Genomic DNA, 15,782 nt, shown 5'->3' on the forward strand with positions numbered 1-15,782 from the left:
TATGGTTTTAAATTCAAAAATACCCGAAGGTCCTTTAGAAAAAAAATGGGAGAACTATAAAAAAACAGCTAAACTTGTAAATCCTGCCAACCGAAAAAAACTGGATGTCATTGTTGTGGGAACAGGTCTGGCTGGAAGTTCCATTGCTGCCTCATTGGGAGAAATGGGTTATAACGTAAAATCATTCTGTTTTCAGGACAGTCCGAGAAGGGCGCATTCTGTTGCCGCACAAGGTGGTGTAAATGCCGCAAAAAACTACAAAAACGATGGCGACAGCGTCTACCGAATGTTTGTTGACACATTGAAGGGCGGAGATTTCAGGGCTCGGGAAGCCAATGTGTATCGAATGGCAGAATGTTCACTAAACCTGATCGATCAGGCCGTTGCACAAGGTGTTCCCTTTGGAAGAGAATATGGCGGTTATCTGAACAACCGCTCTTTTGGTGGCGTCCAGGTAAGCCGTACTTTTTATGCCAGAGGACAAACCGGGCAGCAATTACTATTGGGTGCTTATCAGGCTTTGATGAGACAGGTTGGTAAGAAAAGTGTCCAGCTGTTTTCAAGACATGAAATGCTCGACCTGGTTGTGATTGACGGAAAAGCAAGAGGAATCATTGTCAGGAATCTGGATACGGGAGCAATTGAACGACATGCCGCACACGCCGTGGTTTTGGCTACCGGAGGCTATGGCAAAATATATTATTTATCAACTCTGGCAATGGGATGCAACGGTTCTGCCATCTGGAGAGCACATAAAAAAGGTGCACTAATGGCATCACCAAGCTGGATACAGGTACACCCTACTTCCCTGCCCCAGTCTGGCGATTATCAATCAAAATTAACGCTGATGTCCGAATCGTTACGAAATGACGGACGGATATGGGTTCCCTCTAATGAAAATGAAACCAGAAAAGCGAATGATATTCCAGAAAATGAAAGGGATTATTATCTGGAAAGAAGATACCCTGCATTTGGAAATTTAGCTCCAAGAGATATTTCTTCAAGAGCAGCGAAGGAAAGAATTGATGCCGGTTTTGGGATTGGTCCGTTAAAAAATGCGGTGTATCTTGATTTTTCCAAGGCCATCAAAGAACAGGGAAAAGAAAAGATTCAGGAGAAATATGGAAATCTTTTTGATATGTATCTTAAGATTACCGGATATGATGCGTATCAGGAACCGATGATGATCTCTCCGTCTGCGCACTTTTCGATGGGCGGGCTTTGGGTAGATTACGAATTAATGACAACCATTCCGGGGCTATTTGCCTTGGGAGAAGCTAATTTTGCAGACCACGGAGCCAATCGACTGGGAGCCAACTCATTATTACAGGCTTCTGTCGATGGCTATTTTATCGCTCCATATACCATAGCAAATTATTTATCCAATGAAATTCATACCGAAAAAATAGCTACCACTACTCCAGAATTTGAAGAAGCTGAAAAGAATGTGAAACAGCAAATTGAAAACTTCATCAATATCAAAGGGACAAAAACGGTAGACTACTTCCATAAAATTTTAGGAAAATTGCTTTATGATTATTGCGGTCTGGCACGGAATGAAGAAGGATTAAAATATGCTATCCAAGAAATCAGGAAACTAAAACAGGAATTTTATAAAGATGTAAAAGTTTCGGGACAAGGAGATGCAATGAATAGCGAGCTCGAAAAGGCTGGCCGTGTTGCAGACTATTTTGAAATTGGCGAACTGATGTGTTATGATGCGTTAACCCGGAATGAATCCTGTGGCGCCCATTTCCGGGAAGAATTTCAAACTCCTGATGGAGAAGCATTACGGAACGATGAAGAATTTCAATTTATTTCTGCCTGGAATTGGACAGGTGAAAATAAGGAACCTGAGCTCGTCAAAGAACCCTTGATTTTTGAAGAAATAAAGCCAACGGTAAGAAGTTATAAATAAGAAAAAACATAGGAATTATGGATTTACACCTGAAAATATGGAGACAGAAAGACCGTCAAAGTGAAGGGAAACTGGTAAATTATGATCTTACAGAGCTTAATCCCCATATGTCATTTCTGGAAATGCTGGATACATTGAATGAAAAACTGATTCTTGAAGGCGATGAACCCGTAGAATTTGACCATGATTGCCGTGAGGGAATTTGTGGACAATGCGGGATGATGATCAACGGTATCGCACACGGTCCTTTGAAGCAGACAACCACCTGCCAGCTTCACCTGCGTTCCTTTAAAGACGGTGAAACGATTTTGATAGAACCTTTTCGGGCAGAGGCTTTTCCTGTCAAAAAAGACCTTAAGATTGACCGGTCTGCATTTGACCGAATTATCTCTTCCGGTGGATTTGTTTCAATAAATACAGGTCAGGCTCCTGATGCTACTGCCGTTGCCGTTACGCATCAGACAGCCGAAAAAGCATTTGATGCCGCAGCATGCATTGGTTGCGGGGCTTGCGTGGCTACCTGTAAGAATGCAAGCGCAGCTTTATTTACATCTGCAAAAATTTCCCATATGGTTACGCTTCCGCAAGGAAAAGAAGAACGCAGCGAACGTGTCATCAATATGGTACAACAAATGGATTCTGAACACTTCGGACACTGCTCGAATACAGAAGCCTGTGAAGTCGAATGTCCGCAGGGTATCTCTATTTTGAATATTGCAAGAATGAATTATGAATATAACAGAGCTTTGTTTTTCAAGAAAAAATAAATGTTGAATACGTAAGAAAATACTAATATTTTAGAAACATTAAATTTTGGCACAGATTGTGTAATCGAGTATTCATCTAAACAATTACTTTATGAAGCTCCTTTACCTCTTTTCTGCACTTTTGTGCCTTAATGTATCTACTGCCCAAACTATTAAAACCTTTAATAAGGGCAAGGTTGTCCAAAAGAATTATAATGTTAGCGTGCCTTACGAGGATATTAACGGCCTGGTAATCATACAAACTGTTATTAAAGGCAAGACCTATAATTTTATTGTCGATACCGGAGCTCTGAGTGCCATTTCGCAGGAACTGTATAATGAATTGGGACTACAATCGGATAATAATGGGCTGGATGTTGGCGATTCCAGCAACCTCAGACAGAATATGAAGCTCGTAACACTGCCACCTGTTCAGGTAGGCGATATTACCTTTACTGATGTCCCTGCTGTGGTTACCGATAGCAGTTTCTTTTTAGAATGCCTTGGAATTGACGGATTTATTGGTAGTAACATGATGCGTAATAGTATAGTGAAATTTTCATATAAGGATAAGACGGTTAGTTTTACGGATAAACTGAAAAACTTTAGTACCGATAAAAAGAAAAGTGCCCATTTATTAAAGGACAAAACACAAAGTAATCCTTACTTAAAGATTGGCATAAAAAATAATAATATTGACGCAAGTGAAACCATCTTGTTCGATTCTGGAATGGTTGGGCTATATGATTTGTCATTAGCCGTTTACGAAAATGCTTTGTCTCAAAAGCTTGATCTTTTTTCTGTAGTATATCAAGCTAAGGGAGCCTTTTCACTAGGCATACATGGTGTTGAAAGTCAAAAAGAACATTTCATGCTATCGATGCCCGAACTAAATTTTGCAGGAGTTAGCTTTAAAAATATTACCGCAACAACTACCAGCGACACCAAATCAAGAATAGGAAGCAAAATACTATCGTATGGAGATGTTGTAGTTGATTATCCGGGCAGGCAACTCTATTTCAATCCTTACCAGGATGGAGCAATAGATTTGGCCGAAAAGAACTGGCCTGTGCAACCTGTAATCAAAGACGATAAATTTGTTGTTGGTATAGTCTGGGATGCTGCATTGAATGACAGAATTAATGAAGGAGATGAAATACTACAATTTGGGGAATTTGATTTTTCAGATATGAATCCCTGCGAATCATTCAAATTGAATAGAAAACCTCAGACGGATACCGCCATAATGGTGCTGAAAGACATAAAAACCGGTGAAATTAAAAACGTAGAGCTGGTTAAAAAATAAGTTTATCAGCTTCTTTCTTTTGTAAATAATATGAAAACAAAAACCAACCCATTAGAGGTTGGTTTTTTATATTAACTATCATAGATCTTCCACTTCTCCATATTAAATAAATAACTCCCTATCTCCAGGAATTCATTTCATAATTTAAAAAGTTTATTTTCATATCTTCTATCCTGTTTTTAAGGGATTTAATTCCTGTACTTACATATTTTTCCTTTTCAGATTCGTTTAACGTATACAGAATGTCAAATCCCGGAGTTGGTTTAGGAATGGGAACAGATAATGTGATACTATTGTTTTCTTCATAAACATAATAATGCCAATCTTTTTTTTCTATTAGTTTCTTAGTGTTCATTATAAACAATTACTTTTTATTCATACTATTGATACTCTTTGTAAACAACTTCTATAACTTTTTGTTTTTCAAAATCATTGCATTCATAAATGACACTTTCAGGTCTTAGTGTGTGTTGTTTATTTTCATTTATTTCTCTATATGTTTTCTTGTGGCTTACATCCAGTTAAAATTAAAGGCTCTACATTTAGGACAGTTTATATACTCTCCTTTCAAATTATCAAAATTGCAACGATTGCAATGTCCCGTTTTTTCGTTTATATGCAATACAATATATTTTGCATCATGAAGACTGAGCATATGCTGTTCTCTTAGATACATCATGCCCTTCATAGGATTGTTTTTTACCATTTCAGACAGTTTGTCTTTTTCTGAGGTACTAAAATCCGGGCATTCGATTCCTTCTTTTGGGAGGCATTTGGGGCATTGTATTTTCATTAGAGAATTATTTTCTATCTTAATAATTGTTCTATAAATTGTTTTATTTTCTCCATACTATTTTAGTCTTCCCAAAATTCTTGTCCTTTTTTATCAATATATCCCCATTTTGAATTTCCCGGAATATAGTAGTCAACTCCCCATCGTTCATGAACAAATGGATTAACGTCCGGCATGTCGGTTACTACTTTTGCAATATCATATTCATAATTAAATCCGAAGTAGTATTCTTTGTTGTACAATCTTTGCCCGCTACTATCAATATGATAAAATGCTTTGGAATTTTTCGCAACCATGGATGTTCCTTCGTCAAACTCGCTGGCAGAAAAATAATTGGCCTTAAAAATCACATTTCCATCCCTGTCTTTAAATCCAAAATATCTGTCCTTTTCAAATTTTATCAGTTCTTGATTTTTCTTAAGTTTTCGGTTTCTATCATCAGAATAAGGTCGCCCTATTTCATTCCAAACCGCATTAAGATCGTCATATTTGGGTTCAACAACAATTTCGCCTTTTGAATTTACAGCTCCATAATGATGGTTTGGAAAGCAAACAATACACTTGTCATCTTGAAAGCCATCAGCTGTTAGTGCCTGAAGTGTAAAGACACTTTCGCCGAAGCGATTTATAAATAAACAATTATCTGTCGATTGTCTTTCTTCCACATTTTTATCATCAATAATCAGTACTGATATTTCTTTTTTAGTAAATGGGAATACGCTGTCTGCAAGTGGTGATATCTGTTTTCCGCTTGTGTTGATCCAACAGCGTTTATCAGCAATTTTCACAAGAGCCAGATCAAAATTTTCTTCGCTAAACGGAAAGATTACATCATCATAAATACAGTCAATAAGTATCGACTTCTCAGCATCTGAAAAGCCCCATTTGTCTATTTTTCTATAGGGTATTGGATATTTCATCATTTCGTTACTATCGATTGTTTTACAAGCTGATAATTGTATGCAGATATTTGTAGACGCATAGCATTATAAATAATAGCTATTCATCATCTCCAATAATTTCAGCCAACAGATCTATTTTACGCCACTTTTTCAGGGCTTTCTTTGAAATGTTTTGTGGTACAGGAGTAGTACGGTCGTTACTGAAATGGGTGAAATTTGAAATAAAATCCTCCAGGCTGTCAATTTCATCTTCAAAAGTTTCGAGAAAAGATTCTGAACTTAAAAGATTTATAATCGCAGTATAGGCTTCGTCGTCCAATCGGTATTCGTCGGTAATATCGATAATCGCATCAAGTAGTTCCTGATTGTTATCAAGGTCGTCATTAGCGGTAGCGATAAGCCTTAGCACTTCGGTAGATGGCGATTTATAGTCTTTGTTATCCACCATTTGTTTAATTTCCAATACGCAGGAAAGTTCAAAAGGCACATTGGTATTGTATTCGCCTTCAAAACCCAATTCTTCAATTATGCCTTTCCAGTGTACATCAACTTTGTTGTTTTCGATTTTTTCGAATGTGATTTCATTGTCCTTGATACCGTTGTGTCTAAACATGTAAAAGGTAAACAGATCTTCATCGGTCACATAATCATAGGCGTCTTTTATATGGATTGTTTTCCCTACAAGTGATTGCAAATTGCCCTGCGTAGCCATCATCTGCTCGCAACGGATATTCCCGCTATGATTTCCTTCTATAAAAGGAGCTTCATCACTTTGTACCCAAATATCCCAAACGGTACAAACGGGTTCTAAATCTTCTTGGTTGTATTCTTTTATGAACGATTTCTCAGTATCGATGGGGAATATATAGTCTTTGATTTTTAGGGTATTCATTGGGTTGGTTTTTCCAAATGTAGAGAAAAAAAGGTTTGAATGACTAAATGAAAGATTTTTTCTACAGAATTATATATTCATAAATTATTTATTAATCGATACTATTTTATCTGAGTTATTGTATTTTCAATTATGGTAATAATGAAATAATAAATAAAATGGTACTTGTTGATAGTTTAGTGAGTTTACTTCAAAAATTATCCTATTTTTGATTTTCTAAAAGCGTAACAAACCAAAACAAACTACCACCTTACTGATGTTTACTACCAAATCTTCTCAATTCCTAAAGCGAATTTTTCTTATACTCTTTTTAGCCAACCTATCCAATGGTTTTTCACAAAACAAAGCAGTAGACAGCTTACAGACCTATACAAAAAAAGATACCATAAGGGTTAAATTATTAAATGCAGCAGCTCTTAAAATAATGAGGAGTGATGCTGATAAAGCATTACAGCTATATAAAGAATCGGAACAGCTCTCTGAATCCTTACAGTATAAAAAAGGAAAAGCCTATAGCTTACTGATGTCGGGTAGAACCTATTCAGGAAAAGGAGATTATCAAACTGCTATTAGTTATTTTAAGAATTCCATGGAGGTTTATGAGGATTTAAAGATTAAGGTGAGTGTCGCCAATTGTAATTTGAACATTGGTATGGCTTATTACGATCTTACCGATTATCCAAAAGCCTTGGAATATCTTAAAACTGCCACAGAACTTAGTGAGCAATCCGGTAAATTAAAAGTGGCCTCAAACGCTTTGATGATTATTGCCATGATTCATAACACTCAGGGAGATTATGACAAAAGCCTTGACTATTATAAAAAAACAATAGTGATTGATGAAAAGTTAGGAGATCGAAAAGGGCTTGCTATTACTTATATCAATTTGGCAAATCTTTATAAACAGCAAAACCAACCCACTCTTGCTTTAGAGTATTATAATAAATCCATAGAGATCAGCAAACAATTTAATGATGAATATAGCATTGCTTCCAATTTAAACAACATTGGTACGATGTATCAGGAAATGGAGAATAATAAAGTCGCTCTTTCTTATTTATATAAATCATTAGCCATCTTTGAAAAGCTAAAAAAAGAAAAACAGGTTATGGGTTGCTTAAGCAACATCGGTATTATCCTTATGACGGAAAAAAATCCTAAAGCCTTAGCTATATTTAAGAAAGGATTAAAACTAAGCCAGGAAGCAAATGAAACCTTTGCCGTCGCTTTTTTCAATAACAATATAGGTGCTTATTACTTTATGACTGAAAACTACGATGAATCGCTCCGTCATTATGAAAAAGCAATAAAAACATACAAGCAGATCGGAGCTCAGCGGGAACTGTCTAACAGTTATTTGAATATGGGCAGGATTTATTTTGCAAAAAAAGAATATGACAAAGCAATGCAGTTTGCGAAAGAAGGTAGTGATATTGCTAATGAACTCAAACTCCTGAGCCTCCAAACGGATTACTCCCTTTTATTTTCAAAAATCTATTATGCTCTAAAAGAATATAAGTTGGCTTATGAGAGCGGACAAGAGCATAAAGAACTGAACGACAGCCTGTACAAAAAAGAAACATTTGATAAACTGGCGGAAATAAAATACGAATATGCCTATAAAGACACCTTAACTACGGCAAAGAAAAGCGTAAACACCTTAAAGAAAACGGTAGCCGTTTCTCAATTGCAAAAAAAGTGGCTGATTGCCGGTTTTATAGGCCTTTTGATTGTTTTGGGCTTCTTAGTTGCCTTATTAAAAATCAGACGAGTAAAAATGCAGAACCAACAGCTGCTGTTGGAACAGAAGTTACTGATTACACAAATGAACCCGCATTTTATATTCAATTCCATACAAAACATCAGGAGTTTGATTAATAACAGACAAAATGATGAAGCGGTAAATTATTTGGGCAAATTTTCTAAACTAACCCGACAAATCCTTGAACACTCAAATCAGAATTATATTTCATTGGCTGAAGAAGTTGAGATGCTTGAGAACTATCTTACCATACAGCAACTTTTGTATGAAAACAAATTCGTTTTCAATATCCGTATAGAAGAAAGCATGGATACCGAATCCATATTTTTACCGCCTATGTTGGCACAGCCCTATATTGAAAACGCCATTAAACACGGGTTAAGCAATACTACAGAAAACGGAAAAATTGATGTCCATTACTATCTGAAAGAAGAAAAACTCTATTTTGAAGTGACCGATAACGGTAAAGGATTTGGTACAGATGAGAAAATCAGCAACCACAAATCACTGGCCATGACCATCACCAAAGAACGTTTGACATTCTATACTAAAAACAAAGATTTTGTGGTACAAACTAACAATGTTATCGCTTCTGATGGAAGTATCGAAGGAGCCAAAGTTGCTTTTGAGGTTCCTTATATCTATGAAAGTTAAACACTTATTGTTTTAGGAGCATAAAAAGTACAAATGGGATGTTTTTTGGTGTAAAACTCTCAATAGTTATTTCCATCCTCCTCCCAAAGCGGCATAAAGATTTACTACCGCCTGTAGTTGCTGTAACTTATCTGTAATAGCACTTTGTCTGGCACTTAAAAGACTCTGTTCTGAAGTAAGAACATCGGTATAATTCGTATCGCTGGTATATTTTAATAATTCTTTTGTAAAGTGGACAGCCTTTTCAAGATTGGCAATTTGTTCCATTCGGTCAGGCATTTTTTCTTCTACCATTTGGTACTGATACAGTGCATTAAATACTTCTTGTCCGGCTGTGAGCAGTACTTTACTATAATTGTATTCGGCAGCCTCATAATTGGCCTGCGCTATTTTTAACTTTTGCTTGTTAAGGCCATTATTAAAAATGGGCTGTGTTAAGCCTCCCACAATATTAGCGAGAAAATTACCTTCACTAAAAAAAGATTTTAATTGCGTTGAATATAAACCGGCTTCGCCTGTTATTGTAATGGCAGGATAAAAAGATGTCCTGGCAATATTTACCTGTTCAAAATAACTTCTAAGTTGCAGTTCTGCCTGTTTTACATCGGGTCTATTGGCAAGAAGCTGTACCGGAAGTCCGATTGATAATTCGCTATAGGTTTGTTGATTAAAAAGCGAATCTCGTTTAATAGGGCCTGGTGTTCTGCCTAACAATAAAGACATGGTGTTTTCTGTTAGGTGAATATTATTTTTTATATCCGGTACTGTAGATTTTACCGCATAATAATTGGCTGCACTTTGTACAACAGCCGCACCGGTAACTACATCACTATCTTTCAGTACCTTCATTGTTGCTGCATCCTTGGAATATACTTCTAATGACTGCTGGACAATATTCAATTGTTCATCATAAGCAAGCAGCTGATAATAGGTTATTGCTATATTGGCAACAAGTTCGGTCTGCACTGCCTGTTTATAAGCCTCACTAGCCAGATAACTGGCATACATTGATCTTTTAGTGCTCCTAAGTTTTCCCCAAATGTCGACCTGCCATGATGAAAGTGCATACAACTGATATATTTCCTTATTAGGAGCCTGCTTATCGGAAGGATGATACGCACCTGCCGAGGCGCTTCCTGAAAGCGAAGGCAAAAACGCCTGTTTGCTCTGTACAAAATTTGCTTCCGCCGCCTGTAAATTGGCCGCCGCTATTTTTAAATCCAGGTTATTATTAATTCCCTCGCTAATTAATTCCTGTAGTAAAGGATCTTTAAAAATTTCTTTCCAGGAAAGTGTAGCCATATTGGTTTCGGATTCCGTTACCTGATTTCCATATAAATTATCCGGAACAGACTGCTTGTTCACATACGGTTTGGTAATATCGCAACTATAAAACAATGCTGAAAAAGCTGCACCATATAAAATAAACTTATATTTTTTTCTCAATTCTGTCATGCCTTTCCAATGTAAGATTATCATTTATCTTCAACAATCAACTCGTCGTTTCCATCGTATTTATTAGACTTTATTTTCTCTTGCAATCCCTGGAAAATCACGTACAATCCGGGTATCACAAATATTCCGAGTAGGGTTCCAAAAAGCATTCCTCCAATAGATCCTATACCAATAGATTTATTGCCATTCGCACCTACTCCAGAAGAAAACATTAAGGGCATTAAACCAAAAATAAAAGCCAGGGAAGTCATTAATATAGGTCGGATTCTGATTTTAGCTCCTGCGAGTGCGCTTTCAAAAAGTCCCATTCCTTCATTTCTTTTTTCTAAAGAAAATTCTACCATCAAAATAGCATTTTTGGCTAAAAGTCCTATAAGCATGATCATACAAATCTGTACATAAATATTATTATCTATTCCAAACAGTTTTGCGAAGACGAATATGCCGCTCAGTCCCACCGGCAATGAAAAAATTACTGCAAACGGAAGAATATAGCTTTCATATAGAGCACTTAGCAATAGGTAAACAAAACAAAGGCTTAACAAGAATACGATAGCTGCCTGAGAACCGGAACTTTGTTCTTCTTTACTGATACCGCTATATTCAAAGCTATAACCGGGAGGAAGAAGCTGAGCTGCCGTTTCATTTATCGCTTCCATAGACTGGCCCGTACTATAATCCGGATTTGGTGAACCGCTCACTGAAATGGCATTGTACATATTAAATCTGGATATAGAGGAAGGTCCGTATACCTTTTTCATTGTAATGTATTCTGAAATAGGGCTCATGACTCCGCTGCTGGTACGGATTTTGATATTATTTAGTTGGTCGATAGTGCCTCTATAAGGATTATCAGCCTGGAGAATAACCTGATACTGTTGTCCAAACTCTGTGAAATTACTCACATAGGAACTTCCATAATAAACGCTCATCAAGTTGAGGATATCTGAAGGATGTATCCCGTTGTCTTCACACTTAGCCGTATTGACATCTACTTCATATTGCGGAAAATTTGGATCAAATGCGGTAGCTGCGTATTGGATTTCTTTCCTTTTATTGAGTGCTGCCAGGAAATTTTGTGCCACCTTATAAAATTCACCAATCGTATGTCCTCCCCTGTCTTCAATTTGAAATGTAAATCCTCCGCTGGTACCAAAACCGCTGATTGTAGGCTGTCGCATAAAATTGATAGAAGCACCGCGTATGTTTTTTGTTTTCTGTGTAAGTTGTTGAATTACATCCATATCTGTAATACCAGGGCGGTCATTCCAGGGAATAAGACGTAAAATAAGCATTCCATAAGAGCTTCCACTCCCTCCTAATTGATTTTGTCCCAACGTTGTCATTGACGCCTGTACCTGTGGAATAGTATGGGCAATACTGTCAATCTGATTATTTATAACCTGAACCCTTTCTTTTGAAGCTGCCGCCGGCAGTGTTACATTTACGAAAATTGTACCCATATCCTCAGCCGGTACAAAACTTGAAGCCGTACTTTTAATCGCAAAATAAAAGAGTCCGCTAAAAAGTAAAACAAAAACGACAACCAGTGATTTTCTTTTTATCAGAAAGGATACGGCAGTTGTATATTTATTAATCAGTTTTTCGTAATTGGAATTGAAACCATTTTTTATTCTCTGTAAGAAACTTTTTTTATCCTTCTCTTCTTCATGTTTTGGCCTTAAAAACATGGCAGCCAAAGCAGGACTTAAAGTCAGAGCATTCACGGCCGAAATCATTATGGCAACAGCTAATGTAATTCCAAACTGTTTGTAAAATACTCCCGCTGATCCTCCCAGGAAAGTTACCGGAAGAAATACAGAAGCCATTACAAGAGTAATAGAAACAATAGCAGGGGCAATTTCTCCCATAGCATCAATTGCAGCCTTACGTGGAGAAGTATATCCTTTTTCCAGCTTACTATGTACTGCTTCTACGACCACCACGGCATCGTCTACAACAATACCAATTGCTAATACCAAAGCAAATAACGTAAGAAGATTAAGGCTATATCCGAATAGATATAAGAAGAAAAAAGTCCCTATAATAGATACCGGAACCGAAACTCCGTGAATAATGGTGGAACGTACATCTTGTAAAAAAATAAGAATTACAAGAAATACCAATAAAAAACATTCAACCAGAGTATGGAGTACTTTAGTAATACTTTCGCTCAGGAAATTATTGATATTAACCAATTCCATCATTTTAATACCTGATGGGAAACTTTTTGAAGCATCTGCCATTATTTTTTGGGCTCCTACAATAACCTGCTGTGCATTGGAACCCGGAGTTTGGCTGATAGCAATTGCTACGGCCGGCTTTCCATTAATAGCCGTAGCACTTGTATAAGTCTGAGTTCCCAGATCAATACGTGCAATGTCTTTCAGGTAAAGGTATTGTCCGGTTCCTATTGATTTGACAATAACATTTTGGAATTGTTCCGGTGAAGTTAATGTACCGGAATAGGTAATATCATACTGGAATGCCTGATCCATATTATCGCCAATCTTACCTGGAGCAGCATTAAAATTTTGTGCATTTAAAGCGGTAGTAACATCAGAAGGAATCAATCCATAGGCAGCCATTTTATCGGGTTGCAGCCAGATGCGCATTGCATAAGTCATTGCTCCGCCAAATATAGTAGCTCCACCTACTCCTTTCGCTCTCTGAAGTTGCGGAACAAGATTTATGGCGCTATAATTCTGTAAAAATTTCTGGTCGTATTGTGGACGGTCGCTGTAAAGTCCAACAATCAGTACATTACTACTCTGTTGTTTTCTAACAGTTACTCCTGATTGGGTTACTGCCAGAGGAAGTTTGGATAATACGGTGCTTATTCTGTTCTGTACGTCTACTGCTGCCTGGTTAGGATCTACTCCAACTGAAAAATATACACTAATACTGGCAGAACCTGTGTTGCTTGCCGAAGAAGTCATATAGGTCATTCCTTCCACTCCGTTAATTTGCTGCTCAAGAGGAAAAATCACACTATTGATCAAAGTTGTCGTATTAGCTCCAGGATAAGAAGCCGATACCTGAATCGTTGGCGGTGCAATATCAGGATATTGTGCCACGGGCAGACTGCTCACTCCTAAAATACCCAGTACAACAATGATTACGGAAATCACTGTACTCAATACCGGTCTTCTTATGAATAGTTTCAGCATATCCGCTTAGTTAGATTTGGTTTTCATAGTGCTGTAAATAGCCGTTGGATCAGCGGGCAGAGGCTTTATCACGGTGCTATCCGCAATATTCAATCCATTTAGAAGAAGTTTGTCACCTGCTTTAACTCCATTCTTAATTACGACAAAATTACCATCGTCTGTTGGCGAGGTTGCTACCATAGCACTCATTACTCTATTTCCGTCCATCACCTGATAAACAAATGACTTATCCTGCATTTGATAAATTGCTGTCTGCGGTACTAATAAAGCACTATCTAAATTGATTGGAATCCTAATCGTAGCACTTGCTCCATTTTGGATAAGACCTAATTTATTATTGAATATCGCTTTAAATGTTGCTGTTCCCGTACGGGTATCTATACCTCCACTGGCTGTTTCCAATTTGCCTTTTTCCGGATATACCGTCCCGTCTGCCAATACCAGGGTTACCATTGGCATATTGTTTAGTTTTTCGGCAGTTGTATTTCCTTTCATTTTATTCATAAAATCCAGCAACTGCTTTTCACTAAGAGAAAAATAGGCAAATACATTAGTGGTATTAGACAACGTTGTTAATGGATCGGTAGCGGTACTGCTCACTAATGCTCCTATCTTATACGGAATAAGACCAATAGTGCCATTTTGCGGACTACGTATATAAGTATATCCCTGATTAGTCATTGCATTAGCAAGGTTCGCTTTGGCTTGTGATAAAGCTGCCTGTTGAGACTCTAGCGTATATAAAGCTGCACTCAGCTGATATTTGCTCACAATTTCCTGTTCTACCAAAGGTTTTGCTTTTTCAACATTCATGCGGGCCGTATTGACATTAGCCTCTGCAATTTTTATAGCTCCTTTAGCGGTAACGATATCCTGCTCATATTGCGGATTCTTGATACGGAATAATAGTTGTCCTTTAGTAACGGCAGCTCCCTCAGGTACATAAATATCCTGAAGATAGCCTGAAACCATCGGTTTGATTTCTACTACATCCTGTCCTTGTATAGATGCCGGAAAGTCATTAAAAACAGTAACTTGTCTTGGAGCCAGCATCAATACCTGATAACTTTGTATGGAATTTTCTTTTGGCGGTGTTTTTTTTTGACTGCAGGAAAATAATACTACTGAAATAAAAAGAATAAGTGTATTTTTTATCATAGTACTGTGTTTATATTAAAATGGAACCAAATAGAAAATTAGAATTTTCCAGTCATTTTATGAATAAAAACCTTTTAAGGATTTCTATTATAAAAATAAGAATTTAACAGATATGATTTTAAAATAATAACGAAAAACAATTCATTTAAAAAAATTACTAAATAAACAACAACATCGTACTACAAACTATAACAAGATTATTAATAATCTAATAGATAAGCTGTAAATGATTGTGCGGCCTTCCAATCCTTATTTAAATCCTGAATGACACTCGACCCTACCAATTCAATAACGATACAACCCGCCATGACGTTTGCCAATAACAGTTCTTTTAACTTGTCTGATGGTAATACTGAAGTGTGCTTTCCATCATGATTAAAAAAATTCATGACATTCTGAAAATAATGGGCTACCAGCCTGGCTCCGATATATTTTAATTCATTGCTTAACCCTACTACCTCGGCTTCTGTAACAAGATCAGAAATCTTGCTTACATCAACATCATGAACTGAATATAGTGCTTGTCCTGTTTCGGATTGTGAGATAGTGATATCGGTTTTTAAAACAATTTTAGATTTTTCCAGATTTACGGTAAGCAGTTTTGAATCAGCTTCCACTTCAGCTATATCATTAAGGTTATTTAGGGGCAGTATCCTTATGTTACAATGGAAAACTTCATTATCTTCTGATTTCATCAATACAACGGCAATCCCTGTTGATTTTTCTTTAGTTTCTATTACAAATGACTGATACGAATCTTTTCTTTTACCTTTTTTCACACAACTAACCAGTCTCACCGTTGGCACTATATTTATATTGCCGGTACCCATACGAAAAACTAATCTTTCTATATTATTTTCAACTTTCGTACTGTAATACTTAGTATCAAGTTCTTTTGACAGATGCACTTTATCTAACAATTCTTCTAATGGTTGCAGATTTGGACTTTTTGCAGGCTTAAGTTCTTCGTAATAATTCATCTTCTTGTTCTTTTTAGTTTCAATTGTGTTTTTACTTATTCCGAAT

At 36.8% G+C, this 15,782-nt stretch carries 12 protein-coding genes; 4 read left to right on the forward strand and 8 right to left on the reverse strand.

The window, feature by feature from the left end; genetic code table 11:
- The first annotated feature begins 1 nt into the window (after position 1).
- The 3 genes from ABH942_RS00090 (at position 2) to ABH942_RS00100 (ending at position 3,970) form a co-directional block, all read left to right on the forward strand.
- Positions 2-1,918 carry a fumarate reductase/succinate dehydrogenase flavoprotein subunit gene (locus ABH942_RS00090; protein WP_370028772.1) on the forward strand — a complete coding sequence of 639 codons (1,917 nt, stop codon included), beginning with the start codon at positions 2-4 and terminating at the stop codon, positions 1,916-1,918.
- Positions 1,919-1,935: 17 nt separating this feature from the next.
- A complete protein-coding gene (locus ABH942_RS00095) occupies positions 1,936-2,685 on the forward strand; it encodes a succinate dehydrogenase/fumarate reductase iron-sulfur subunit (protein WP_370028774.1) in 750 nt (249 codons plus the stop codon).
- A 91-nt stretch (positions 2,686-2,776) separates the two neighbouring features.
- A complete protein-coding gene (locus ABH942_RS00100) occupies positions 2,777-3,970 on the forward strand; it encodes a retropepsin-like aspartic protease (protein ID WP_370028776.1) in 1,194 nt (397 codons plus the stop codon).
- Positions 3,971-4,088: 118 nt separating this feature from the next.
- Here the strand turns inward: ABH942_RS00100 and ABH942_RS00105 are convergent, their stop codons facing one another.
- The 4 genes from ABH942_RS00105 to ABH942_RS00120 all read right to left on the reverse strand — a co-directional run bounded on the left by ABH942_RS00105 (position 4,089) and on the right by ABH942_RS00120 (position 6,557).
- Positions 4,089-4,325, reverse strand: a complete 237-nt coding sequence (locus ABH942_RS00105) for a hypothetical protein (RefSeq protein WP_370028778.1) — start codon at positions 4,323-4,325, stop codon at positions 4,089-4,091.
- Between the two features lie 156 nt (positions 4,326-4,481).
- Positions 4,482-4,763: a hypothetical protein gene (locus ABH942_RS00110; protein ID WP_370028780.1), complete on the reverse strand. Its 282-nt coding sequence runs from the start codon at positions 4,761-4,763 to the stop codon at positions 4,482-4,484.
- A 62-nt stretch (positions 4,764-4,825) separates the two neighbouring features.
- Entirely contained in the window at positions 4,826-5,686 is an 861-nt protein-coding gene (locus ABH942_RS00115; RefSeq protein WP_370028782.1) for a WG repeat-containing protein, read from the reverse strand.
- Positions 5,687-5,762: 76 nt separating this feature from the next.
- A complete protein-coding gene (locus ABH942_RS00120) occupies positions 5,763-6,557 on the reverse strand; it encodes a hypothetical protein (protein WP_370028784.1) in 795 nt (264 codons plus the stop codon).
- Between the two features lie 256 nt (positions 6,558-6,813).
- Between ABH942_RS00120 and ABH942_RS00125 the strand changes: the two genes are divergently transcribed.
- Entirely contained in the window at positions 6,814-8,973 is a 2,160-nt protein-coding gene (locus ABH942_RS00125) for a tetratricopeptide repeat protein (RefSeq protein WP_370028786.1), read from the forward strand.
- A gap of 66 nt (positions 8,974-9,039) precedes the next feature.
- Here the strand turns inward: ABH942_RS00125 and ABH942_RS00130 are convergent, their stop codons facing one another.
- The 4 genes from ABH942_RS00130 to ABH942_RS00145 form a co-directional block, all read right to left on the reverse strand.
- Positions 9,040-10,428 (reverse strand): TolC family protein, encoded by a 1,389-nt coding sequence (locus ABH942_RS00130; RefSeq protein ID WP_370028788.1) that lies wholly within the window; start codon positions 10,426-10,428, stop codon positions 9,040-9,042.
- 20 nt (positions 10,429-10,448) lie between these two features.
- Complete coding sequence (locus tag ABH942_RS00135) at positions 10,449-13,598, reverse strand: efflux RND transporter permease subunit (RefSeq protein WP_370028790.1); 3,150 nt, start codon at positions 13,596-13,598, stop codon at positions 10,449-10,451.
- Positions 13,599-13,604: 6 nt separating this feature from the next.
- Complete coding sequence (locus ABH942_RS00140; protein ID WP_370028792.1) at positions 13,605-14,756, reverse strand: efflux RND transporter periplasmic adaptor subunit; 1,152 nt, start codon at positions 14,754-14,756, stop codon at positions 13,605-13,607.
- Positions 14,757-14,956: 200 nt separating this feature from the next.
- A complete protein-coding gene (locus ABH942_RS00145) occupies positions 14,957-15,736 on the reverse strand; it encodes a hypothetical protein (protein ID WP_370028794.1) in 780 nt (259 codons plus the stop codon).
- Positions 15,737-15,782: the final 46 nt, after the last annotated feature.

The sequence above is a fragment of the Flavobacterium sp. 28YEA47A genome, from assembly GCF_041262125.1.
GTDB lineage: Bacteria > Bacteroidota > Bacteroidia > Flavobacteriales > Flavobacteriaceae > Flavobacterium.

Bases quoted from the DNA above. Each gene is read 5' to 3' on its own strand.
- ABH942_RS00090 (WP_370028772.1), top strand. From the start codon at position 2: ATGGTTTTAAATTCAAAAATACCCGAAGGTCCTTTAGAAAAAAAATGG.
- ABH942_RS00095 (WP_370028774.1), top strand. From the start codon at position 1,936: ATGGATTTACACCTGAAAATATGGAGACAGAAAGACCGTCAAAGTGAA.
- ABH942_RS00100 (WP_370028776.1), top strand. From the start codon at position 2,777: ATGAAGCTCCTTTACCTCTTTTCTGCACTTTTGTGCCTTAATGTATCT.
- ABH942_RS00105 (WP_370028778.1), bottom strand. From the start codon at position 4,325: ATGAACACTAAGAAACTAATAGAAAAAAAAGATTGGCATTATTATGTT.
- ABH942_RS00110 (WP_370028780.1), bottom strand. From the start codon at position 4,763: ATGAAAATACAATGCCCCAAATGCCTCCCAAAAGAAGGAATCGAATGC.
- ABH942_RS00115 (WP_370028782.1), bottom strand. From the start codon at position 5,686: ATGATGAAATATCCAATACCCTATAGAAAAATAGACAAATGGGGCTTT.
- ABH942_RS00120 (WP_370028784.1), bottom strand. From the start codon at position 6,557: ATGAATACCCTAAAAATCAAAGACTATATATTCCCCATCGATACTGAG.
- ABH942_RS00125 (WP_370028786.1), top strand. From the start codon at position 6,814: ATGTTTACTACCAAATCTTCTCAATTCCTAAAGCGAATTTTTCTTATA.
- ABH942_RS00130 (WP_370028788.1), bottom strand. From the start codon at position 10,428: ATGACAGAATTGAGAAAAAAATATAAGTTTATTTTATATGGTGCAGCT.
- ABH942_RS00135 (WP_370028790.1), bottom strand. From the start codon at position 13,598: ATGCTGAAACTATTCATAAGAAGACCGGTATTGAGTACAGTGATTTCC.
- ABH942_RS00140 (WP_370028792.1), bottom strand. From the start codon at position 14,756: ATGATAAAAAATACACTTATTCTTTTTATTTCAGTAGTATTATTTTCC.
- ABH942_RS00145 (WP_370028794.1), bottom strand. From the start codon at position 15,736: ATGAATTATTACGAAGAACTTAAGCCTGCAAAAAGTCCAAATCTGCAA.